Raw genomic sequence first — 18,635 nt, 5'->3', positions numbered from 1 at the left:
TGTCCGCCCGGGATGTGGCAGCTGAACAGGTCCCGCCAGCCCTTGTCACGGGACTGCTGGAGAGGCGGTGACCACCACGTTCTTGCCCCACGGATCCTGCGTGTAGCAGCTAATTAGGACCAGCCTGTTGGGGACGATATCCCATATGGGGCTGTCCTTGAGGCCGGCCTTCACGTAGGTGGTCACGCTGTCCACGCGGTAGGGGATGGCTCCGGTGCCGGTCTCCACAGTGAGGCTGTCGCCCACTTTGGCGGCCGAACTCAGGTGGTTGAAGGGGGCATCGGCGCCGTCCCAACTGTGCCCAATGACGTAGGTAGTGTTCGTTGAGGTGCGGCCCGGCGTTCCGAAGGGGGTTAGCCAATAGCCGTCCTTGGTCTCGGGCGGAATGATTGTCCTGCTCGCCTGGGCGGCGGTATCCGGGTCGAGGGAATGGACGGGCACGTCGAAGTCCGCGCCGGGGTAGGTGATACGGACCGGTGCGGACGCCTCGGGGAGGGTGGGCCCCGCGGCCGCCGGGCTCCCGGTTCCCGGCACTGGTGCGGTGTCAGGCTGGGCGGGTGCCGACGTCGGATTTACCGATGCTGATGCGCCGACCGTTGCGGGTGCTGGACTGCGTTCCGGCGAGGCCGCCGCGTTGGCATGAACGACGGCGGGATCCGGGGTTTGTTGAAGTATTGGCGTGCCGAAGGTGATCCCGAGAGCCGCCAGGGCACCGCACAGCAGAATTGCCAGGTCTGTGCGGTTCAAGGATCGCCGCAACGGGCGGCGTTGCTGGGTGGGCATGCCTCTCCTGCCTCGACTGTCGGTGGAAGGAAGGAAGGCGTCCCGCCGGGCACTGGCGGAACGCCTTCCTCGTCTGGGCCGCCGGTGCCCGGCGGCAGGTGGCTCAGCCCGGCTGCTGCGCTTCGGACCGGCGGCGGACCGCGACTGCGGCTCCCGCCGCCACGAGTGCGCCCACGCCGCCCAGCCAGGCCGGAGATGTCGGATCGGAACCCACGGCCGTCTGGGCGTTGTAGCCGACGTTGGTTCCGGTGCTGACCGGCGCGGCAGCAACTGCCCCACCAGCCGGCTGCACCGGCGCAGGCACCTGCTGCACCGGAACCACCGGAGTCACCACAGTGGGCGTCGTGGGCGGAGGAGTCTGTGTTTCCCCGGTGCCGCCGCCGGTGTTGCCTCCGCCGCCGGTATCTCCACCGCCGCCGGTGTTGCCTCCGCCTCCGGTATCTCCACCGCCGCCGGTGTTGCCTCCGCCTCCGGTATCTCCACCGCCGCCGGTGTTGCCTCCGCCTCCGGTATCTCCACCGCCGCCGTTGTTCCCGCCACCGCCACCGCCACCGTTGCCGTTCCCGCCGCCGTTTCCGTGGCCGCCACCGTTGCCGTTGCCGCCACCGTTGTTGCCGTTGCCGCCGCCGTTGCCGTGGTCGCCACCATTGCCGTTGCCGCCACCGTTGCCGTTGCCGCCACCGTTGTTGCCGTTGCCACCGCCGTTGCCGTTGCCGTTGCCGCCGGCGTTGTTGCCGTTCCCGTTCCCGCCAGCGTTGCCGTTCCCACCGCCGTTGTTCCCGTTGCCGTTCCCGCCGCCGTTGTTCCCGCCAGCGTTTCCGTTACCGTTCCCGTATCCGTTGCCGTTCCCGCCGGCGTTGTTACCGTTGCCACCGCCGTTTCCGTGGTCGCCACCGTTGTTCCCGCCGGCGTTGTTGCCGTTCCCGTTCCCGCCGCCGCCGAGCCCGGCGGCCGTGCACGTTCCGTCCCCAACGTTGCAGGTGCTGTTCTTCGTGGAATCTGCGCCGGCCGGAGCCGCGACGACGAGCGCCGCCAGGCCTACGGCGCCGAGGGTTCCTATGGTGCGTTTCATGGTGATCTCCCCATTTTGATTGCGTGAAGCGGACCATGGTGGGGAAAGGCCAGCGGTGGCGCCCGTATGCCCCAGCGGCACGGTCAGCTTGCTTGAGTTTTCAGGCTAGGGGCGGCGAACGGAGAGGTCCTCAGTAGGGTGTACTCGTCTTTCCCGGACTGCAGCCCGACAGGTTACTTGCCGGTACCCGATCTGCGCCCTGAACTACCTGTGCGGGAGGTGGGAGCCTTGTCCCTGGATTCGCCCGCGCCTAACGTTTAATTCAACGAAAGGCGGGTGGATCTGGCATGGAAATTTTCATGTGGTGGCTGGACCTTGACCTGGACAGCAAGGAGTGGCTGCGCGAGAACCTCCGGACGGATGAGCTGCCCCTGCCGGTGCTCCAAGGCATCGCTGAAGCGGGCGGACCGCACCCGGACAATCCTGCGGCAGTGCTGACGGCAGCCGACTGGGACTTCATCGAAACGCAGTCCGAGTTCGTCGACTAGGGGGCGGTGAAGCCAACGCTCCTTTTCCCGTGCGCCAAAAACCGTTGCAGCCTGCACGCGGCGGTGGTTGCATGGTGGGCATGGCAACCGCAGAGAATTTCGTCTTAGCGATCGGGACCAAGAAAGGCCTGTGGCTGGCCACCAGCCAGGACAGGCGCGAATGGTCCTTCACCGGCCCCCACTTCCTCATGGCGGAGATTCCCAGCGTCGGGATCGACACCAGGGGCGGCCGCACGCGGATCATGGTGGGGGTGCGCAGCGAACACTGGGGACCCACCGTGGCCCATTCTGATGACCTGGGCGCAACCTGGTCCGAACCCGAGCAGGGGGCCATCAGGTTCCCGGAGGACACCGGGGCCGCCGTGGAGCGGGTCTGGCAGATCTATCCGGACGCGGAGTCCCGGCCCGGCGTGGTGTGGGCCGGCGCCGAACCCATCTCCGTGTGGAAATCGACGGACGGCGGTGAACACTTCGAACTGAACCGCGGACTCTGGGACCATCCGCACCGCAGCGACTGGGGCGCGGGCTACGGCGGTGCGGCAGCACATTCCATCGTGGTCGATCCCGCCGGGGACACAGTCCACATCGCCATGAGCACGGGTGGCGTTTACCGCTCGCTCGACGGCGGTGCCTCCTGGGAGCCCCGCAACAAGGGGATCTCCGCGTACTTCATGCCGGATCCCAACCCCGAGTTTGGCCAGTGCGTCCACAAGATCGCGGCTGATTCCGCCGTGGAAGGCCGCCTGTACGCCCAAAACCATCACGGCGTGTACCGCACGGACGACAATGCGGACACCTGGACGTCGATCGCCGACGGCCTGCCCGCGGACTTCGGGTTCGTGATGCTGACGCACCCCCGCCGGGAAGGGACTGCGTGGGTGGTTCCGCTGAAGGCCGACGGCGAACGCATCCCCCCGGACGGGGACCTTGCAGTCCACCGGACGGACGACGCGGGAGGCTCGTGGAAGCGGCTCAGCAAGGGCCTGCCGGGCAAGGAGTACAACAGTGTGCTGCGGGATGCCGCGTCGGGGGACACCGCAGAGCCGGCCGGGGTGTATTTCGGCACCCGGGGCGGAACGGTTTATGCCAGCGCGGACGAGGGGGAGACGTTCACAGAGGTGATAGCGCACCTTCCCGACGTCCTGTGTGTCCGGGCGGCAGTGGTGGCCGGTGCCTGACATTACGGTGGTGCTCCCCAGTGTCCTCCAGCCTTTGGCCGGCGGGCAGTCCGTACTGACTGCGCCCGCCGACGGGCCGGTAACTGTGGGGCAGCTCCTTGATTCGGTCACCGCCGGGTTCGCTGTGCTCGCCCGGCGGCTCCGGGATGAAACAGGTGCGCTGCGCCGCTTCGTGAACGTCTATGTGGACGGTGACGAGGTCCGTCGCCTGCAGGGGCTGGATACCGAGGTGTCTCCGGGCCAGGAAGTGCTGGTGATCCAGTCGGTGGCCGGCGGCTGACGGGTTTCCCGCCGCGGCTTCGGGCAGTCCTTACTGACTGCGCCCGAGGCCGCGGACCGAGGTGCCGCCGTCGTGCGTGTGCAAAGGGTCAGGCAACGCGCCAGACCGTGCACTCGTCCGTATTGATGGCTTTACGGAGGCCCGTGATCCGGTCCATGATCCAGACGACGCCGATTCCCGGCGCTGTTTCCTGGACGCTGCCGCGGCGGATCACCACATCGTCGTAGGAGGGCCCCACGGACAGCCGGGCTTCGATTTCGTCGCCGCGGTGGAGCTGGTCCAGGGTGCGGACTCTGGTTACATGGGTGGTCGCCTTCTTCAACATCGGGGCCTCCTGGCTGGAGCTGGTGCCGGCTCTTGCCTGCATTCACCAGTGTGGGCTGCGAATGTTGCGTGCCCGTTTCCCCGCGGTTAGCTGCCGGTTAGTTCTTCGCGCCGGACCTGTAAATGTCCGGGCCGCGCCTATGGTGGTGCCATGGAGACTCTGCAGGGGATCTGGGCCGCGGTGCTCGGGGCGGCGTCGCTGGCGCCCCTGGCGACGTTCGGCGTCGTCCTCGTTGCCTACCTGGCATACCGGCAGCGGGACCGGGCGGACCGGCGGGACCAGTGGTGGAAGCGGGCGCAGTGGGCCATTGATGCCGCGCTGGACGGCGGTGACCCGCAGCGCCGGCTCGCGGGCCTGAAGGTGCTGGTCCAGCTCATCGGCAGCGACCTGGCCACGGCCGAGGACGCGGACCTGATGAGCGCACTGGCCGTGGGGATCCGGGATGAGGAGGGCAGCAGCCGGCGCGGGGCCGCCGTTCCGCTGCCAATCCAGGGGCAGATCGTGGCTGAGGCGGACCGGCTGGTCAGGGCCGCCGGGGCCAAGGCGCGCCCCTAGCCCCGAACCGTTAGGCCGCTTCGCGGTTGCGGTAGATCGCCAGGAACGTCGAAATCCTGCGGACCGCCTCCTCGATGTCCAGGACGGACGGGAGGATCACGAACCGGAAGTGGTCCGGAGTGGGCCAGTTGAAGGCCGTGCCGTGCGACACCAGGATCTTCTGGTCTTTGAGCAGGTCGATGACGAACTGTTCGTCGCTGGCGATCGGGTACAGCTCCGGGTCCAGGCGCGGGAACAGGTACATGGCCCCCGCCGCGGGAACACAGGTGATGCCCGGGATGGCGGTCAGGAGTTTGTAGGCGAGGTCGCGCTGTTCGCGGAGCCGCCCGCCCGGCTGCACCAGGGCTTCGATGCTTTGGTAGCCGCCCAGACAGGTCTGGATGGCGTGCTGCGCGGGGACGTTGGGGCACAGGCGCAGGGATGCGAGCAGTTCCAGGCCTTCCCGGTAGGCGGCGGTGGCGGCGAGGGGGCCGGTGACAGCCACCCAGCCGGCCCGGTAGCCGGGCATCCGGTAAGCCTTGGAGAGCCCGCTGAACGTCAGGCAGCAGACGTCCTCGGCCACGGCCGCTGTGTGGATGTGCACGGCATCCCCGTAGAGGACCTTCTCGTAGATTTCGTCGGAGAACAGGACCAGGTTGTGCTTGCGGGCAAGGTCGGCGAACTGCTCCAGGATGCGGCGCGGGTAGACGGCGCCCGTGGGGTTGTTCGGGTTGATGATCACGATGCCCTTGGTGCGGCTGGTGATCCGCGCCTCCACGTCGGCCATGTTGGGCCACCAGTTGTCGGCCTCGTCGCAGAGGTAGTGGACCGGCGTGCCGCCGGTCAGCGTTACGGCGGCGGTCCACAGCGGGTAGTCCGGCGCGGGCACCAGTATCTCGTCGCCGTTCTCCATGAACGCCTGCAAACACATGGAAATCAGTTCGCTGACGCCGTTGCCGATGAAGATGTCCTCCACGCCGATGTTCATCAGCCCGCGTGTTTGGTAGTACTGCGAGATCGCTGTCCGGGCGGAGAAAATGCCCTTCGAATCGCTGTACCCCTGGGCGCCCCGCAGGTGGTGGATCATGTCCACCACCACGGACTCGGGAGTTTCCAGGCCGAACGGGGCGGTGTCGCCCAGGTTCATCTTCAGGATCCGGTGCCCCTCGGCCTCCATGTTCTTGGCTGCCTGGAGGATGGGTCCGCGGAGTTCATAACGGACGTTCTGGAGTTTGCTGGAGTGTTGCATGGCGCGCATGGTTGATTTTTTCACAAAGCACGACGCCGGGCGGCCGGTATGACGGCAGCCTTCGGTTACGTCGGAGCGCCGGAGGGCCCCGGACCTGCCGTGGCTGGCCGGCGGGCGCGCAGGAGAAGTCCCAGGCCGCCGTCGAACGTGGTGGTGTGGAACCCCGCCCCGCGGGCCACTTCGGCGAAACCCCACGTACTGTGCAGGTTGATCGACGCGGTGTTTCCGGCGTTGACCACGTACCAGGCATCCGGGGTACGGGCCCAGATCCAGTGCAGGCGCGCCGAGGTCAGGGCGGCTCCGATGCCCTGCCGGCGCCGGGAGGGCAGGACGGTTACGCCGCCCAGGTAATGGCCGGCAGGTGCGGGGCCGTCCGGATAGTCCCAGTAGTGGGTCTTGCCCCAGCCGACCACCCTGCCCCCGGATTCCGCGACCAGGACGAGCCGGTCCGGGTCTGCCAGCGCAGCGGCAAGGGCCACCGCCGCCGAAGGGTTCCGGCCGCTTTGCCGGTGAACGTCGAGGATGCCGGGCAGGTCCCGCTCCTCCGCTGGCCGCACCGTAACCATCGTTAACGTCTACCCTTCCGGGCGGCCCAGTGTCGAGGACATTGCTGCGCGATGCACACCATCGCGTACTTGACCGATAAGTTGGGTACTTGTCATACCGCTGGGACTGCGGAGTGCAGGAACGCGGGACGGGAAAGGAAGTACCCCTATGGGCGGCGTGCTGGTGGGGCTGGCGGTGATCGGCGTCGTGATCGCTGTGGGTTATGTTGCCGCGCGGTGCGGACTGGGCGATGAACACACGGTCTCCGCACTGACCAAAATTGCCTTCTTCATCACCAACCCGGTGCTTCTCTTTACCGTGGTCCTGAAATCCGACATCTCGGTGGTGTTCTCCGCCTACGTCCCGCTGGCCCTGCTCACCGCCGTGATCACCGCACTGCTGTACGTCACGGCCAGCCGCATCTGGTTCCGCCGGCCCATGGCGGACACGGCCGTGGGAGCCATGGCCAGCTCCTACGTCAACGCCAACAACATCGGCATCCCCATCACTCTTTACGCACTGGGCGACGCCACGCCGGTGGCTCCGGTGCTGCTGGTCCAGCTGCTCCTGCTGGCACCCCTGGTCCTGACTGTCCTGGACCTTTCGGCCGCGGGCAGGTTTTCTCCGCGGCTCATGATCACGCAGCCGTTCCGGAACCCGATGATCATCGCCACCCTCCTCGGAGCCGTCCTGGCAGCCTTCCACGTCAAGCTGCCCGAACCGGTTCTGGCGCCCCTGACCCTCCTGGGGGGTGCGGCCGTCCCGGTGGTGCTGTTGGCCTTCGGAATGTCCCTGCGCGGCACCCGGATGCTCCGCAGCGGCGGGCACACGGCCGAAATCCTCACCGCCACCGCGCTGAAGTCCGCGGTCATGCCCGGGGTGGCCTACGTCGTCGGCCGTTTCCTCTTCAACCTGGAGCCGCACATGCTCCTTGGCGTGGTGCTCATGGCCGCCCTGCCTCCCGCCCAGAACGTCTTCCTCTTCGCCAGCAGATACGGCCGGGGCATGGCGGTGGCGCGGGAGACCATCCTGATCTCGACGGCGGCAGCCGCCCCGGTGCTGGTCCTGATCGTCTGGCTCCTGGCAGGCTGAGCCCCGGCGAACTCCGCCGAACTCCGGCGAAGGCCGGGACGCGCCGCACGTCCCGGGGGTACCGTCCGCAGCACCTGCCGGGCAAGAATGGGCACATGGAACTTCCCGTGATGCCGCCCGTCCCGCCCATGCTCGCCAAATCCGTCAGCGGCATCGACGGCATCCCCAAAGGCAGCGACCTCAGCTACGAACCGAAATGGGACGGCTTCCGGTCCATCATTTTCCGCGACGGCGATGATCTGGAGATCGGCAGCCGCAACGAGAAACCGATGACCCGCTACTTCCCTGAACTGGTGGTCGCGCTGAAGGACAACCTCCCGGAGCGCTGCGTGGTGGACGGCGAGATCATCCTGATCGGTGCCTCCGGGGACCGGCTCGATTTCGACACCCTCCAGCAGCGCATCCACCCCGCCGCCAGCCGCGTCAAACTCCTGTCCGAGCAGACCCCGGCCTCGTTCGTGGCCTTCGACCTGCTGGCCCTGGGCGATGACGACTACACCGGCAGGCCCTTCGCCGAACGCCGGGCGGCGCTGGAAAAGGCGCTTGCCGCCAGCGAGGCCCCGGTACACCTCACCGCCGCCACCACGGACAAGGACACGGCAGGCCAGTGGTTCGAGCAGTTCGAGGGCGCAGGGCTGGACGGCCTGGTGGCCAAGCGCCTGGACGGCCCGTACGAACCGGACAAACGGACCATGTTCAAGATCAAGCACGAGCGGACCGCCGACTGCGTGGTGGCCGGCTACCGCCTGCACAAGAGCGGGCCGGACGTCATCGGGTCGCTGCTCCTGGGCCTCTACAAGGACGACGGCGGCCTGGCCAGCGTGGGCGTCATTGGCGCCTTCCCGATGAAGCGCCGGCAGGAGCTTTTCCAGGAACTGCAGCCGCTGGTGACCGATTTCGACAACCACCCCTGGGCCTGGGCAAAGCAGGAGGAAGGGGAACGGACGCCCCGCAACGCCGAGGGCAGCCGCTGGAGCGCCGGCAAAGACCTGTCTTTCGTGCCGCTCCGGCCTGAGCTGGTGGTGGAAGTCCGCTACGACCACATGGAGGGGGAGCGGTTCCGCCACACCGCCCAGTTCAACAGGTGGCGGCCGGACCGGGACCCGGAGTCGTGCACGTACGCCCAGCTGGAGGAACCGGTGAACTTCGACCTCGCATCGGTGCTGGAGACCGGGAGGGCGTAACCCCGCCCGGCACCCGCTGCCGTGAGGCACCCGCGGCCGGTCCGCCGTCGTACGTTCCTTCCCGGTTGCCGGCGCCCCCGCCCTGCCGGCGGCAGCAAAAAGCCCGCCACCTCCTGGATTCGCTGGAGGTGGCGGGCCTTTGCCCGGTCAGTAACCGGGAAGGAACGTACGCGCTGGACGGCTACTTGAGGCCGAGCTGCTTGGTGGGAATCTTGTAGGACTCCTTGGCCGTCAGTGCCGAGATGGCGGCGATGCCGGCGATGACCGCTGTGAAGATGCTGATCTGCACCCAGCCGCCCGGCTTGATGCCACCCATCGCGGCCACGATTGCCGGAGCGAAGCCTGCCATCAGGAAGCCCAGCTGGGTGCCGATGGCCAGGCCGGAGAAGCGGACCTTCGTGCTGAACATCTCGGCGTAGAAAGACGGCCAGACGGCGTTGGCGGCGGCGTAGCCACAGGAGAACATGCCGATCGCGGCCAGGAACATCAGCGGCACGCTGCCCGATTCGAGGCTCAGCAGGAACAGCGGGGTCAGTGCTGCGCTGGACAGGGCGCCGTAGATGTAGACGGGTTTGCGGCCGATCTTGTCCGCCAGCATGCCGAACAGCGGCTGGGTGCCCAGGGCCACCAGGTTGGCGCCCACGACGAGCCACAGCGTGGTGGTGCCGTCAACGCCGGCCACGGTCTTGGCGTAGCTGATGGCGAGGGTGCCGAACACGGTGGACACGGCGGCGATGAAGGCGCAGCAGATCACGCGGAGCACATCGCGCCAGTGGCCCTTGAGCAGGTCCGCGACGGGAAGCTTGGAGATCTGGGCGGACTTCTGGGCTTCCTCGAAGGCGGGCGGTTCATGCAGGGTGCGGCGGATGAAGAACGCGACAATAACCACCACGGCGCTGAGCCAGAACGGAATCCGCCAGCCGATGCCGAACTTGATCTCATCCGGGAGGGCGAGGACGGGGATGAATACCAGGGCTGCGAGGATCTGGCCGCCCTGCGTGCCGGTCAGTGTCCAGGACGTGAAGAAGGAGCGGTGGTTGTCCGGGGCGTGTTCCAGGGTCATGGAGGAGGCGCCGGCCTGCTCGCCCGCTGCGGAGAGGCCCTGGCAGAGGCGGGCCAGCACCAGGAGTGCAGGAGCCCACCAGCCCACGGTGTTGAAGTCCGGCAGGCAGCCGATGAGGAAGGTGGAGGCACCCATCAGGATGAGGGTGAACATGAGGACTTTCCGCCGGCCCACCCGGTCGCCGAAGTGGCCGAGGATGACGGCGCCCACCGGCCGCGCAACGTATGCGAAGCCGAAGGTGGCAAAGGACATGATGGCTGCATTGGCGTCTGCGCTGGGGAAGAAGACGGTGGGGAAGATCAGTGCGGCTGCCGAGCCGAAGATGAAGAAGTCATAGTATTCGACGGCGCTGCCCAGGAAGCTGGCGAGTGCCGCTTTCTTGGGGGTTCCGGAATGCGTGGCGGTGCCCGCTCCGGCGGAAGGAAGTGTCTGGCTCATGGAGTTCCTTTGTGTGACGGCATTGTCGCGGATGGTTCAGGAGTCGCAGCCGCCGCGGCCTGGGTGCGGGCGGGGCGCGATGCGGCTGGAGTCCTCTCAAGACCCGAGCGAGTAGCCACATGGTGAGAGCTACTTGTGCGATACAGCAATGATGGCTGTGAGGGCTGTCACTTGTCAAGAAAATAATCACTATCTAGAAATAGCTCTCACATTGTGGCAACATCGAAGCATGAGTGTGAATCAAGCCACAATGGCCGATGGTGTCCAGGATGATGCGGCGCGCGAGAAGAGCCCTGCTGGCGGCCCCGGAGTGCAGGGGGACTCCCCGGATGCGGCCAGGGGTGCGGGCGGGAAGGGCGCCGAACGGACCGACATGGTGGGGAAGGCCCTTGGCCTGCTGGTGCTCCTGGGTGATGAGCCGCGCGGCGCGAGTGCGGCCGAGATCTCCCGCCGCGCCGAGCTGCCCTTCAGCACCACCTACCGCCTCCTCGGCTCCCTCGCCCGCGACGGATTCGTGGACTACGAGCCGGATGGCCGGCGCTACCACTTGGGCCTGCGGATTTTCCAGCTGGGCCAGCGCGTTTCCAACCATCACGGTTTTGCCGGAGCTGCCATGCCGGTCCTTCGACGGGTGACCGAGCAGACCGGTGAGGCCACCATCCTCAGCGTGCGGGACGGGCACCACCACCTGACGGTCAACAAGGTGGACGGCCCGCAGATGTTCAGGGTGACCAGCGATCCCGGCCACCTGGGCTCGCTGTCCGCCACCGCCGTCGGCAAGGCCCTGGTGGCCTTCGCCGAGGACGCCGAACGCGAAAAGCTCCTCGCCGAGCTGCCGCTTGAGCCACTCACGGAAAAGTCCATCACGGACCGTGACGCCTTCCGCCGGGAGATCGACCAGGTGCGCCGGCAGGGATACGCCGTGATGGATGAGGAAAACGAGATCGGCATGCGCGCCGTTGCGGTCCCGCTGCTCAACAGCCAGGGGCACGCGTTCGCGTCGCTGGCGACGGCGGCCCCGGTCTTCCGCATGACCCTTGACCAGCTGAAGGCGCACGTAGCTCTCCTGCAGGATGCTGCGGCTGAGCTGGCCGCGCGGCTTCCGCAGCGGTAGCTGCCACCTTCGATATTCCACCAATGTTCGCTAGTCGAACACTAGTGCGCAGAATGAACAATTGCTGTACTGTAATCCCTGTCACCGGCTTGCCGCCCCGCGGCCCGGTGCCGTTACCAAAGGAGCTGCACGGATGAGCCAACGAACTGAGTCCTACCTGGTAGGACTGGTCGGAGATGGCGTGACGCCATCGCTCACCCCGCCCATGCACGAACGTGAAGGCGACGTGCAGGGACTGCGTTACCTGTACCGTCCCATCGACCTCCTCGAACTTGGCCTGGCGGGTGACTCCGTGGGTGAGGTCCTCCGCAGTGCCCGCACGCTGGGCTTCAACGGGCTGAACATCACGCATCCGTGCAAGCAGCTGGTGCTGCAGCACCTGGATGAGGTGAGCCCTGACGCCCGCCGGCTCGGCGCGGTCAACACCGTGGTCATCCGCGACGGCCGCTTCATTGGCCACAACACCGACTTCTCCGGATTCGCCGCCGCCCTCGCATCAGGGCTCCCCGGCGCCCGGCTGGACCGCGTGGTGCAGCTCGGCGCAGGAGGTGCCGGGTCCGCCGTCGCCTACGCCCTGCTCAGCGCGGGAGCGAAAACCCTCGACCTGGTGGACATGGACGCCGAACGCGCCGCCGCCCGCGCAGAAGAGCTGTCCGGCTTCTTCCCGGACAGCACCGTCACGGCCCGGACCACGGCGGATTTGCCCCAGCTCATGCCGCTGGCCGACGGCCTGGTGCACTGCACCCCGGTGGGCATGGCCGCGCACCCCGGCGTTCCGCTGGACCTGGAACTGCTGGAATCCCGGCACTGGGTGGCCGATATCGTCTACCGGCCCATCGACACCGAACTGGTGCAAGGTGCCCGTGCCAAGGGCTGCGATGTCCTGGACGGCGGCCGCATGGCGGTGGGCCAGGCTGCCGACGCCTTCCGGATCTTCACCGGCCTCGACGCCGACCCGGAACGGATGCGCTCGCATTTCCTTGAGCTTGTGGCAGCCGAGGAGGTGGCCGCCTGATGCGTACCGGTATCGCCACCGTCTGCCTGTCCGGCACCCTCAAGGAAAAGATGCAGGCCTGCGCCATCGCCGGGTTCGACGGCATCGAAATCTTCGAGCAGGACCTGGTCACCTCGCCGCTCAGCCCCGAAAGCGTGCGGACAATGGCCGCGGACCTCGGGCTGGGCCTGGACCTCTACCAGCCGTTCCGGGACTTCGACGGCGTCACCCCGGACCTGCTCAAGGCCAACCTCCGGCGCGCCGAGGCTAAGTTCAAGCTCATGTCCCGCCTGGGCATGGACACCATCCTGGTGTGCTCCAACGTTGCCACGGCAACCATCGATGACGACGCCGTCCGGGCCGAACAGCTCGCCCAGCTGGCCAACCTGGCGGGGGACCACGGCATCAAGGTGGCGTACGAGGCGCTGGCCTGGGGCAAATACGTCAACGACTACGAGCACGCCTACCGCCTGGTGGAGATGGTGGACCACCCCAACCTGGGAACCTGCCTGGACTCCTTCCACATCCTGTCCCGCGACTGGGACACCGCGCCGATCGAGGGCATCAACCCGGAGAAGATCTTCTTCGTCCAGGTGGCCGACGCCCCGAAGCTTTCCATGGACGTCCTGTCCTGGAGCCGCCACTACCGGGTCTTTCCTGGTGAGGGGCAGTTCGAGCTCGCCAAGTTCATGGGCCACGTGGTCCGGGCCGGCTACACCGGTCCGGTCTCGCTGGAGGTCTTCAACGACGTCTTCCGGCAGTCCGATGTGGAGCGCACGGCTGTTGACGCCATGCGTTCGCTCATCTGGCTGGAGGAACAGAGCGCCAAGTGGCTCGCGGACAACGCCGGGAACGGGGCTGACGGTGCGGCTGCAGGCGGTGCCGGGCTCCGGCGTCGTTATCCCATGGAACTGGCCACGCTCCCCAAGGTGAACGAACCCGCGGGCTTCAACTTCGCCGAGGTGAAGGCGGACAATACCGCGCAGCTGGAAAAGCTTCTGGGCCAGCTCGGTTTCGGGTTCGAGGGCCGGCACCGCACCAAGGATGTCCAGCTGTGGACCATGGGGCAGGCGAGGGTGATCATCAACGAACAAGCGGCATCGCACGCCGAGCCCTCCATCGCAGCCCTGGGGTTCGACGTCGATTCCCCCGTGATTGCCTCAGCCCGGGCCCAGCAGCTCAAGGCGCCGGTGGTGGCCCGCAAGGTCCAGGCGGACGAGGAAGTCTTCCAGGGCATCTCCGCCCCCGACTCCACCGAGATCTTCCTCTGCCAGGGCAGCCCGGACGGCACCGCAGCCTGGACGCACGAATTCGGTGAGGGGCTCGAGCACGCCCGGTCCGCGCAGAATGCGGTAATCGACCATGTGAACCTGGCCCAGCCGTGGCAGCACTTCGATGAGGCCGTGCTTTTCTACACCAGCGCCCTCGCCCTGGAACCGCAGCCGTTCGCCGAAGTCCCCAGCCCCAGCGGCCTGGTCCGCTCCCAGGTGATGGAAACCGCCGACGGCGCTGTGCGGCTGGTTCTGAACCTCGCCCCGGTGCAGCAGGCCAACGGCCCGAAGACCTACCAGGAGCACATCGCCTTCGCCGTGGACGATCTCGTGGCGACGGCACGGGCAGCCCGGGACCGTGGCCTCGACTTCCTGCAGATCCCGGCCAACTACTACGAGGACCTGGACGCCCGGTTCGATCTGGCCCCGGACTTCCTGGCCACCCTCCGGGAGCTGAACCTCCTGTATGACCGGGACGGGGACGGCGAGTTCCTGCACTTCTACACAGCCACCGTGGGCAGCGTGTTCTTCGAAATGGTGGAACGCCGCGGAGGCTACAGCGGCTACGGCGCCCCGAACGCCCCGGTCCGCCACGCCGTCCAGTACGACTCACTGCACCGCTGACATCCGCCCAACGCACCAGAGAACACCCCCCAGAAAGGAGCCGGACGTGCCGGAAGAGACCAACGCCCAGCCTGAATCGGACGAGTCCGTACCGCCCGCCGAGCCCAAGGCGGCGCACCTGCCGCTGGACAAGGCCATCGAGACCCAGGCTGACCTCAGTGCCGAGATCAACTCCATCGGCGAGGCCTACCGTCGCGCACTCAAGGACGGCGCGCAGCCGGAAACCCAGCCCCGCCTGGACTACCCGCCGTACCGGAGCAGCATTCTGCGCCACCCCACTAAGAGCCTGCACCACACGGACCCGGAAACCATCGAGCTGTACTCCCCGGCGTTCGGGCACCAGGACGTGCACGCGCTGGAATCGGACCTGACCATCCAGCACAACGGCGAACCGCAAGGTGAGCGGATCATCGTGGCCGGCCGCGTGCTGGACGGCGACGGCCGCCCGGTGGCCGGGCAGCTCGTGGAAATCTGGCAGGCCAACGCCTCCGGCCGCTACATCCACAAGCGCGACCAGCACCCGGCGCCCATCGACCCCAACTTCACGGGCATAGGCCGCTGCATTACCGGCCCGGACGGGTCCTACCGGTTCACCACCATCAAGCCCGGCGCCTACCCCTGGAAGAACCACCTGAACGCCTGGCGCCCGGCACACATCCACTTCTCCCTGTTCGGCACCGAGTTCACGCAGCGCATCATCACCCAGATGTACTTCCCCGGAGACCAGCTCTTCCCGCTGGACCCCATCTACCAGACCATCGTGGACCAGGACGCCCGCGACCGACTGGTGGCCAGCTACGACCACAGCCTCACCGAACCCGAGTGGGCCCTGGGCTACAACTGGGACATCGTCCTGACAGGGGCGAAACGGACCTGGACCGAAAACGAGGCACTGGGTGCCGCCGGCGACGACGACAACGAATAGGCAGAGGACCACGCACATGAGCAACTCCACCAAACTCGTTCCCACCCCCGGCCAGACGGTGGGCCCGTTCTACGGCTACGCGCTCCCGTACGAGAAGGACAACGAGCTGCTGGCCCCCGGTTCACCCGGATCCATCCGCCTGCAGGGCACGGTGTACGACGGCGCCGGCCAGGCCATCCCTGACGCCATCCTGGAAATCTGGCAGCCTGACTCCGAAGGCAACGTGGTGCAGCGAACCGGCTCGCTGGTCCGTGACGGCTACACCTTCACCGGCTGGGGCCGCGGCGCCGTGGGCAACTCCGGTGTCTACACCTTCACCACCGTGAACCCCGGCCCCACCAAGCCCGTTCCTGGAAAAGCAGCGGCTGCGCCCTTTATCTCCGTGGCCATTTTTGCCCGCGGCCTCACCAACCGGCTGTTCACCCGCATCTACCTCCCGGACAACGAAGAAGCCCTGGCCAACGATCCCCTGCTGTCCTCGTTGGATCCGGAGCGGCGCAAGACGCTGATCGCCCGCCGCGACGCCGACGGCGGACTCACCTTCGACATCCGCCTCCAGGGTGAGGGCGAGACTGTCTTCCTGGACTTCCAGTGACGCACGCCGCCGCCCCGGGAGACGTGCGTGCCTTCGCCGAAGAGGCCGACGCCGGCCTGCTCACCCCCGTCTCGGCGTCGCCGCTGGTGGCAGCGCTGACGGGGGACCGTGCCGTGCTGGCGGCCATCCTCGCCGTCGAATCGGGCTGGGCTGCCGTGCTGGAACACGCGGGCCTGGCACCTGCCGGGGCCGCCGCCGTCGTGGCTTCCGCTGCCGAGGCCGGCCGCTACGACGTGGCGGACATCGCCCGGCGCGCCCAGGGCGGCGGCAACCCGGTCATCCCGCTGCTGGCCGACCTCCGGAAAAACGTGGCAGCGCTGGACACCGCGGGTATCGGTGCCGGAAAAGCCATCCACACGTCGCTGACCAGCCAGGACGTGCTGGATACGGCCCTGATGCTGCTGGCCAGGAACACGGTCCACGCGGTGCTGGCGGACGTGAAAGGCGCCACGACGGCGCTCGCGCACCTTGCCGGACAACATGCGGACACGCTGTGCGTGGGCAGGAGCCTGACGCAGCATTCGCTTCCCTTCACGTTCGGGCTGCGGGCTGCGCAGTGGTTCCAGGGCCTGGCCGCCGGCGGCCGGCAGCTGGAGGCCCTGGAGTTCCCCGTTCAGTTCGGCGGTGCGGCCGGAACCCTTGCCGCAGGAACCGCGCTGACGGAAGGCACCCCTGCCACGCCGTTCACCCTCGCCGATGCCCTGGCAGCCCAGCTGGGCCTGGCCCCGGCCGCGGCTCCGTGGCACACCAACCGCCTGGCCATCACCTCCCTGGGCCACGCGCTGGCTTCCGTACTGGACGCGTCCGGCAAGATGGCCGCCGACGTCCTGTTCCTCAGCCGCCCCGAGGTGGCCGAGCTCGCCGAGCCGCGTGCCGCCGGCCGGGGGGTGTCCTCGGCGATGCCGCAGAAGCAGAACCCGGTGCTGTCCGTCCTGGTCCGCAGCGCCGCACTGCAGGCCCCGGGCCTCGCCGCGCAGCTGCACCTTGCTGCGGCCAACTTCAATGACGAGCGGCCCGATGGCGCCTGGCACACCGAATGGCCTGCACTCCGGCAGCTTCTGGCACTGGCCCTCGGCGCGGCGGGCCACCTCCGCGAGCTCGCCGAAGGGCTGCGGGTATTCCCCGACGCCATGCGCCGGAACCTTGACCTCTCCGGCCCGCTGCTGCTGGCCGAAGGGGTGGGCGCCGCGGTGGCCCCCCTGCTCGATGAGAAGGACGGCCGCAACGGTAAGCAGCAGCTGCAGGACGTGGTGGACCGGACCCTCCAAGTGCCGCCGGCCGAGCAGCCAGCCACCTACCGCAAGCTGTTCCGTGAGGCCGTCCCGGCCGCCGTCGTTCCTGATGCACGCCTCGAGGAACTCCTGGATCCTGCCGGCTACCTCGGCCAGGCTGCAGAAATCTCCGGCCGCATCTTGGCGGCTTTTCCAGAATTTGCTACCCCCACCGACGCGAATGGAGCTTCCCGTGGCTAAGCCGGCACTGAAGGCAGCGCTGCTGTCCCCCCAACGAGACCTGGGCGAAAAACCCCTCCTGCTGGTGGGCCCGTCCCTGGGAACCTCCTCCATCCTGTGGAACAGGGCCGCGTCCCTGCTCGGCGGTGACTATGACGTGGTGGCCTGGGACCTGCCCGGCCACGGTGTCTCACCGGCGGCCACTGAAGCGTTCGACGTCGCTGCCCTCGCGGACGCCGTGGTGGACCTGGTGGACTCCATTGCCCCCGGCGAGAACTTCCACTACGCGGGCGTCTCCCTGGGCGGGGCGGTGGGCCTGCAGCTGGGCATCAAGCACGGTGCACGGCTGAAAAGCCTGTCCGTGCAGAACAGCGGTGCCAAGATCGGGACGCCCGAAGGCTGGCTGGAACGTGCCGAAACCGTCCGGACCCAGGGCACCCCGGTGATGATCCAGGGTTCCGCCGAGCGCTGGTTCGCCCCCGGATTCATGGACAGCCAGCCGGAACTGAGCAGCCGCCTCCTGCACGCCCTGCGCGACGCCGACCGCTTCAGCTACGCATTCTGCTGCGAAGCGCTGGCGGCGTTCGACGTTCGGGCCGAACTCGGCAGCATCCGCGTCCCAACGCAGGTGATCGCCGGCGCGGTTGACGGCGTCGCCACGCCTGCGATGGCCGACGAAGTCGCCACGGGAATCACGGGCGGTGGCGGCACCGCCACCGCCGTCACCCTCGAAGGCGTCGCGCACCTGGCGCCCGCCGAAGCCCCCGCCCACGTGGCCGAGCTGATGCGCGGTCTGATCAGCTGGGCCGAATCACAGGTGGCGGCCAAGTGAGCGGCCCTGATCCGGCGCGCAACGGCGTGGTCCAGCCCGGCGCCACCAGCCAGGACATTTACGACGGCGGCATGGCCGTCCGGCGCGAAGTCCTCAGCGACGAACACGTGGAACGGGCCAACGCCAACAAGGACGAATTCACCGACGATTTCCAGGACATGATCACCCGCATCGCGTGGGGCGGGATCTGGACGCGCCCCGGCCTGACCCGGCAGATGCGCTCCGCCGTCACCATCACCGCCATGGTGGCCCACGGCCACTGGGAGGAACTCGCGATGCACATCCGGGCGGCCCTCCGGAACGGCCTCAGTCGGGACGAAATCAAGGAAATCCTGCTGCAGACGGCCATCTACTGCGGCGTCCCCTCCGCCAACACGGCCTTCAAGACCGCCCAGCAGGTTTTCCATGAAATGGACAACGCCGGAATGGACAACACCGCAAGGGACAACGCTGCAATGGACAACACCCACTCCGACGACTGACCCAAGCCGACGGACTGACCCCCGCCCCACCCCGCCCACCCAACTAGGTAGCAGCAGATGTCGTTATGAGGCCCCAAAACGACATCAATTGCTACCCAGTTGGGGCAGCACAGAC

Annotated in this window: 20 protein-coding genes; 14 read left to right on the top strand and 6 right to left on the bottom strand. The window is 67.7% G+C overall.

Features of this window, described 5'->3' with window-relative positions; translation table 11 throughout:
- Positions 1–45 precede the first annotated feature (45 nt).
- The gene (locus ACHL_RS19405) at positions 46–783 is read right to left on the bottom strand and encodes a class F sortase (protein WP_015939015.1); all 738 of its coding nucleotides are present in this window, start codon (positions 781–783) and stop codon (positions 46–48) included.
- 103 nt (positions 784–886) lie between these two features.
- The gene (locus ACHL_RS19400) at positions 887–1,855 is read right to left on the bottom strand and encodes a hypothetical protein (protein WP_015939014.1); all 969 of its coding nucleotides are present in this window, start codon (positions 1,853–1,855) and stop codon (positions 887–889) included.
- A gap of 287 nt (positions 1,856–2,142) precedes the next feature.
- Here ACHL_RS19400 and ACHL_RS19395 point away from each other — a divergent pair, with 287 nt between their 5' ends.
- The 3 genes from ACHL_RS19395 to ACHL_RS19385 all read left to right on the top strand — a co-directional run bounded on the left by ACHL_RS19395 (position 2,143) and on the right by ACHL_RS19385 (position 3,801).
- Positions 2,143–2,343, top strand: a complete 201-nt coding sequence (locus ACHL_RS19395) for a hypothetical protein (protein WP_015939013.1) — start codon at positions 2,143–2,145, stop codon at positions 2,341–2,343.
- Between the two features lie 71 nt (positions 2,344–2,414).
- The gene (locus tag ACHL_RS19390) at positions 2,415–3,521 is read left to right on the top strand and encodes a WD40/YVTN/BNR-like repeat-containing protein (RefSeq protein WP_015939012.1); all 1,107 of its coding nucleotides are present in this window, start codon (positions 2,415–2,417) and stop codon (positions 3,519–3,521) included.
- On the top strand, positions 3,514–3,801 hold the full coding sequence (locus ACHL_RS19385; RefSeq protein WP_015939011.1) for a MoaD/ThiS family protein: 288 nt from the start codon (positions 3,514–3,516) through the stop codon (positions 3,799–3,801). The genes ACHL_RS19390 and ACHL_RS19385 overlap by 8 nt, the downstream gene beginning before the upstream one ends.
- Positions 3,802–3,889: 88 nt before the next feature.
- Here ACHL_RS19385 and ACHL_RS19380 read toward each other — a convergent pair whose 3' ends face one another.
- Positions 3,890–4,126, bottom strand: a complete 237-nt coding sequence (locus ACHL_RS19380; RefSeq protein WP_015939010.1) for a hypothetical protein — start codon at positions 4,124–4,126, stop codon at positions 3,890–3,892.
- A 150-nt stretch (positions 4,127–4,276) separates the two neighbouring features.
- Between ACHL_RS19380 and ACHL_RS24055 the strand changes: the two genes are divergently transcribed.
- Positions 4,277–4,681 carry a hypothetical protein gene (locus ACHL_RS24055; RefSeq protein ID WP_015939009.1) on the top strand — a complete coding sequence of 135 codons (405 nt, stop codon included), beginning with the start codon at positions 4,277–4,279 and terminating at the stop codon, positions 4,679–4,681.
- Positions 4,682–4,691: 10 nt separating this feature from the next.
- Here the strand turns inward: ACHL_RS24055 and ACHL_RS19370 are convergent, their stop codons facing one another.
- Positions 4,692–5,918 carry a pyridoxal phosphate-dependent aminotransferase gene (locus ACHL_RS19370; protein ID WP_015939008.1) on the bottom strand — a complete coding sequence of 409 codons (1,227 nt, stop codon included), beginning with the start codon at positions 5,916–5,918 and terminating at the stop codon, positions 4,692–4,694.
- Positions 5,919–5,974: 56 nt separating this feature from the next.
- Positions 5,975–6,475 carry a GNAT family N-acetyltransferase gene (locus ACHL_RS19365; RefSeq protein WP_015939007.1) on the bottom strand — a complete coding sequence of 167 codons (501 nt, stop codon included), beginning with the start codon at positions 6,473–6,475 and terminating at the stop codon, positions 5,975–5,977.
- A gap of 148 nt (positions 6,476–6,623) precedes the next feature.
- On the opposite strand from ACHL_RS19365, the gene ACHL_RS19360 reads away from it, so the two are divergent.
- Positions 6,624–7,547, top strand: coding sequence for an AEC family transporter (locus ACHL_RS19360; protein WP_015939006.1), 924 nt, complete (start codon positions 6,624–6,626; stop codon positions 7,545–7,547).
- Between the two features lie 95 nt (positions 7,548–7,642).
- Positions 7,643–8,731 carry an ATP-dependent DNA ligase gene (locus ACHL_RS19355; RefSeq protein WP_043794259.1) on the top strand — a complete coding sequence of 363 codons (1,089 nt, stop codon included), beginning with the start codon at positions 7,643–7,645 and terminating at the stop codon, positions 8,729–8,731.
- A 181-nt stretch (positions 8,732–8,912) separates the two neighbouring features.
- Here the strand turns inward: ACHL_RS19355 and ACHL_RS19350 are convergent, their stop codons facing one another.
- Positions 8,913–10,232, bottom strand: coding sequence for an MFS transporter (locus tag ACHL_RS19350; RefSeq protein WP_015939004.1), 1,320 nt, complete (start codon positions 10,230–10,232; stop codon positions 8,913–8,915).
- A gap of 229 nt (positions 10,233–10,461) precedes the next feature.
- On the opposite strand from ACHL_RS19350, the gene ACHL_RS19345 reads away from it, so the two are divergent.
- The 8 genes from ACHL_RS19345 to pcaC all read left to right on the top strand — a co-directional run bounded on the left by ACHL_RS19345 (position 10,462) and on the right by pcaC (position 18,520).
- Positions 10,462–11,346 (top strand): IclR family transcriptional regulator, encoded by an 885-nt coding sequence (locus ACHL_RS19345; protein WP_081434831.1) that lies wholly within the window; start codon positions 10,462–10,464, stop codon positions 11,344–11,346.
- A 133-nt stretch (positions 11,347–11,479) separates the two neighbouring features.
- Positions 11,480–12,361 carry a shikimate dehydrogenase gene (locus tag ACHL_RS19340; protein ID WP_015939002.1) on the top strand — a complete coding sequence of 294 codons (882 nt, stop codon included), beginning with the start codon at positions 11,480–11,482 and terminating at the stop codon, positions 12,359–12,361.
- On the top strand, positions 12,361–14,235 hold the full coding sequence (locus ACHL_RS19335) for a bifunctional sugar phosphate isomerase/epimerase/4-hydroxyphenylpyruvate dioxygenase family protein (protein ID WP_015939001.1): 1,875 nt from the start codon (positions 12,361–12,363) through the stop codon (positions 14,233–14,235). The genes ACHL_RS19340 and ACHL_RS19335 overlap by 1 nt, the downstream gene beginning before the upstream one ends.
- 46 nt (positions 14,236–14,281) lie before the next feature.
- Entirely contained in the window at positions 14,282–15,160 is an 879-nt protein-coding gene (gene pcaH / locus ACHL_RS19330; RefSeq protein ID WP_015939000.1) for a protocatechuate 3,4-dioxygenase subunit beta, read from the top strand.
- Positions 15,161–15,176: 16 nt separating this feature from the next.
- The gene (pcaG, locus tag ACHL_RS19325) at positions 15,177–15,755 is read left to right on the top strand and encodes a protocatechuate 3,4-dioxygenase subunit alpha (RefSeq protein ID WP_015938999.1); all 579 of its coding nucleotides are present in this window, start codon (positions 15,177–15,179) and stop codon (positions 15,753–15,755) included.
- Positions 15,752–17,227, top strand: coding sequence for a lyase family protein (locus ACHL_RS19320; protein ID WP_015938998.1), 1,476 nt, complete (start codon positions 15,752–15,754; stop codon positions 17,225–17,227). The genes pcaG and ACHL_RS19320 overlap by 4 nt, the downstream gene beginning before the upstream one ends.
- On the top strand, positions 17,220–18,038 hold the full coding sequence (locus tag ACHL_RS19315; RefSeq protein WP_015938997.1) for an alpha/beta fold hydrolase: 819 nt from the start codon (positions 17,220–17,222) through the stop codon (positions 18,036–18,038). Before ACHL_RS19320 ends, ACHL_RS19315 begins: the two co-directional genes overlap by 8 nt.
- Positions 18,035–18,520 carry a 4-carboxymuconolactone decarboxylase gene (pcaC, locus tag ACHL_RS19310; RefSeq protein ID WP_015938996.1) on the top strand — a complete coding sequence of 162 codons (486 nt, stop codon included), beginning with the start codon at positions 18,035–18,037 and terminating at the stop codon, positions 18,518–18,520. Before ACHL_RS19315 ends, pcaC begins: the two co-directional genes overlap by 4 nt.
- The last annotated feature ends 115 nt before the right edge of the window (positions 18,521–18,635 follow it).

The sequence above is a fragment of the Pseudarthrobacter chlorophenolicus A6 genome, assembly GCF_000022025.1.
Lineage (GTDB): Bacteria > Actinomycetota > Actinomycetes > Actinomycetales > Micrococcaceae > Arthrobacter > Arthrobacter chlorophenolicus.
This window is presented reverse-complemented; position numbering and strand designations above follow the sequence as displayed.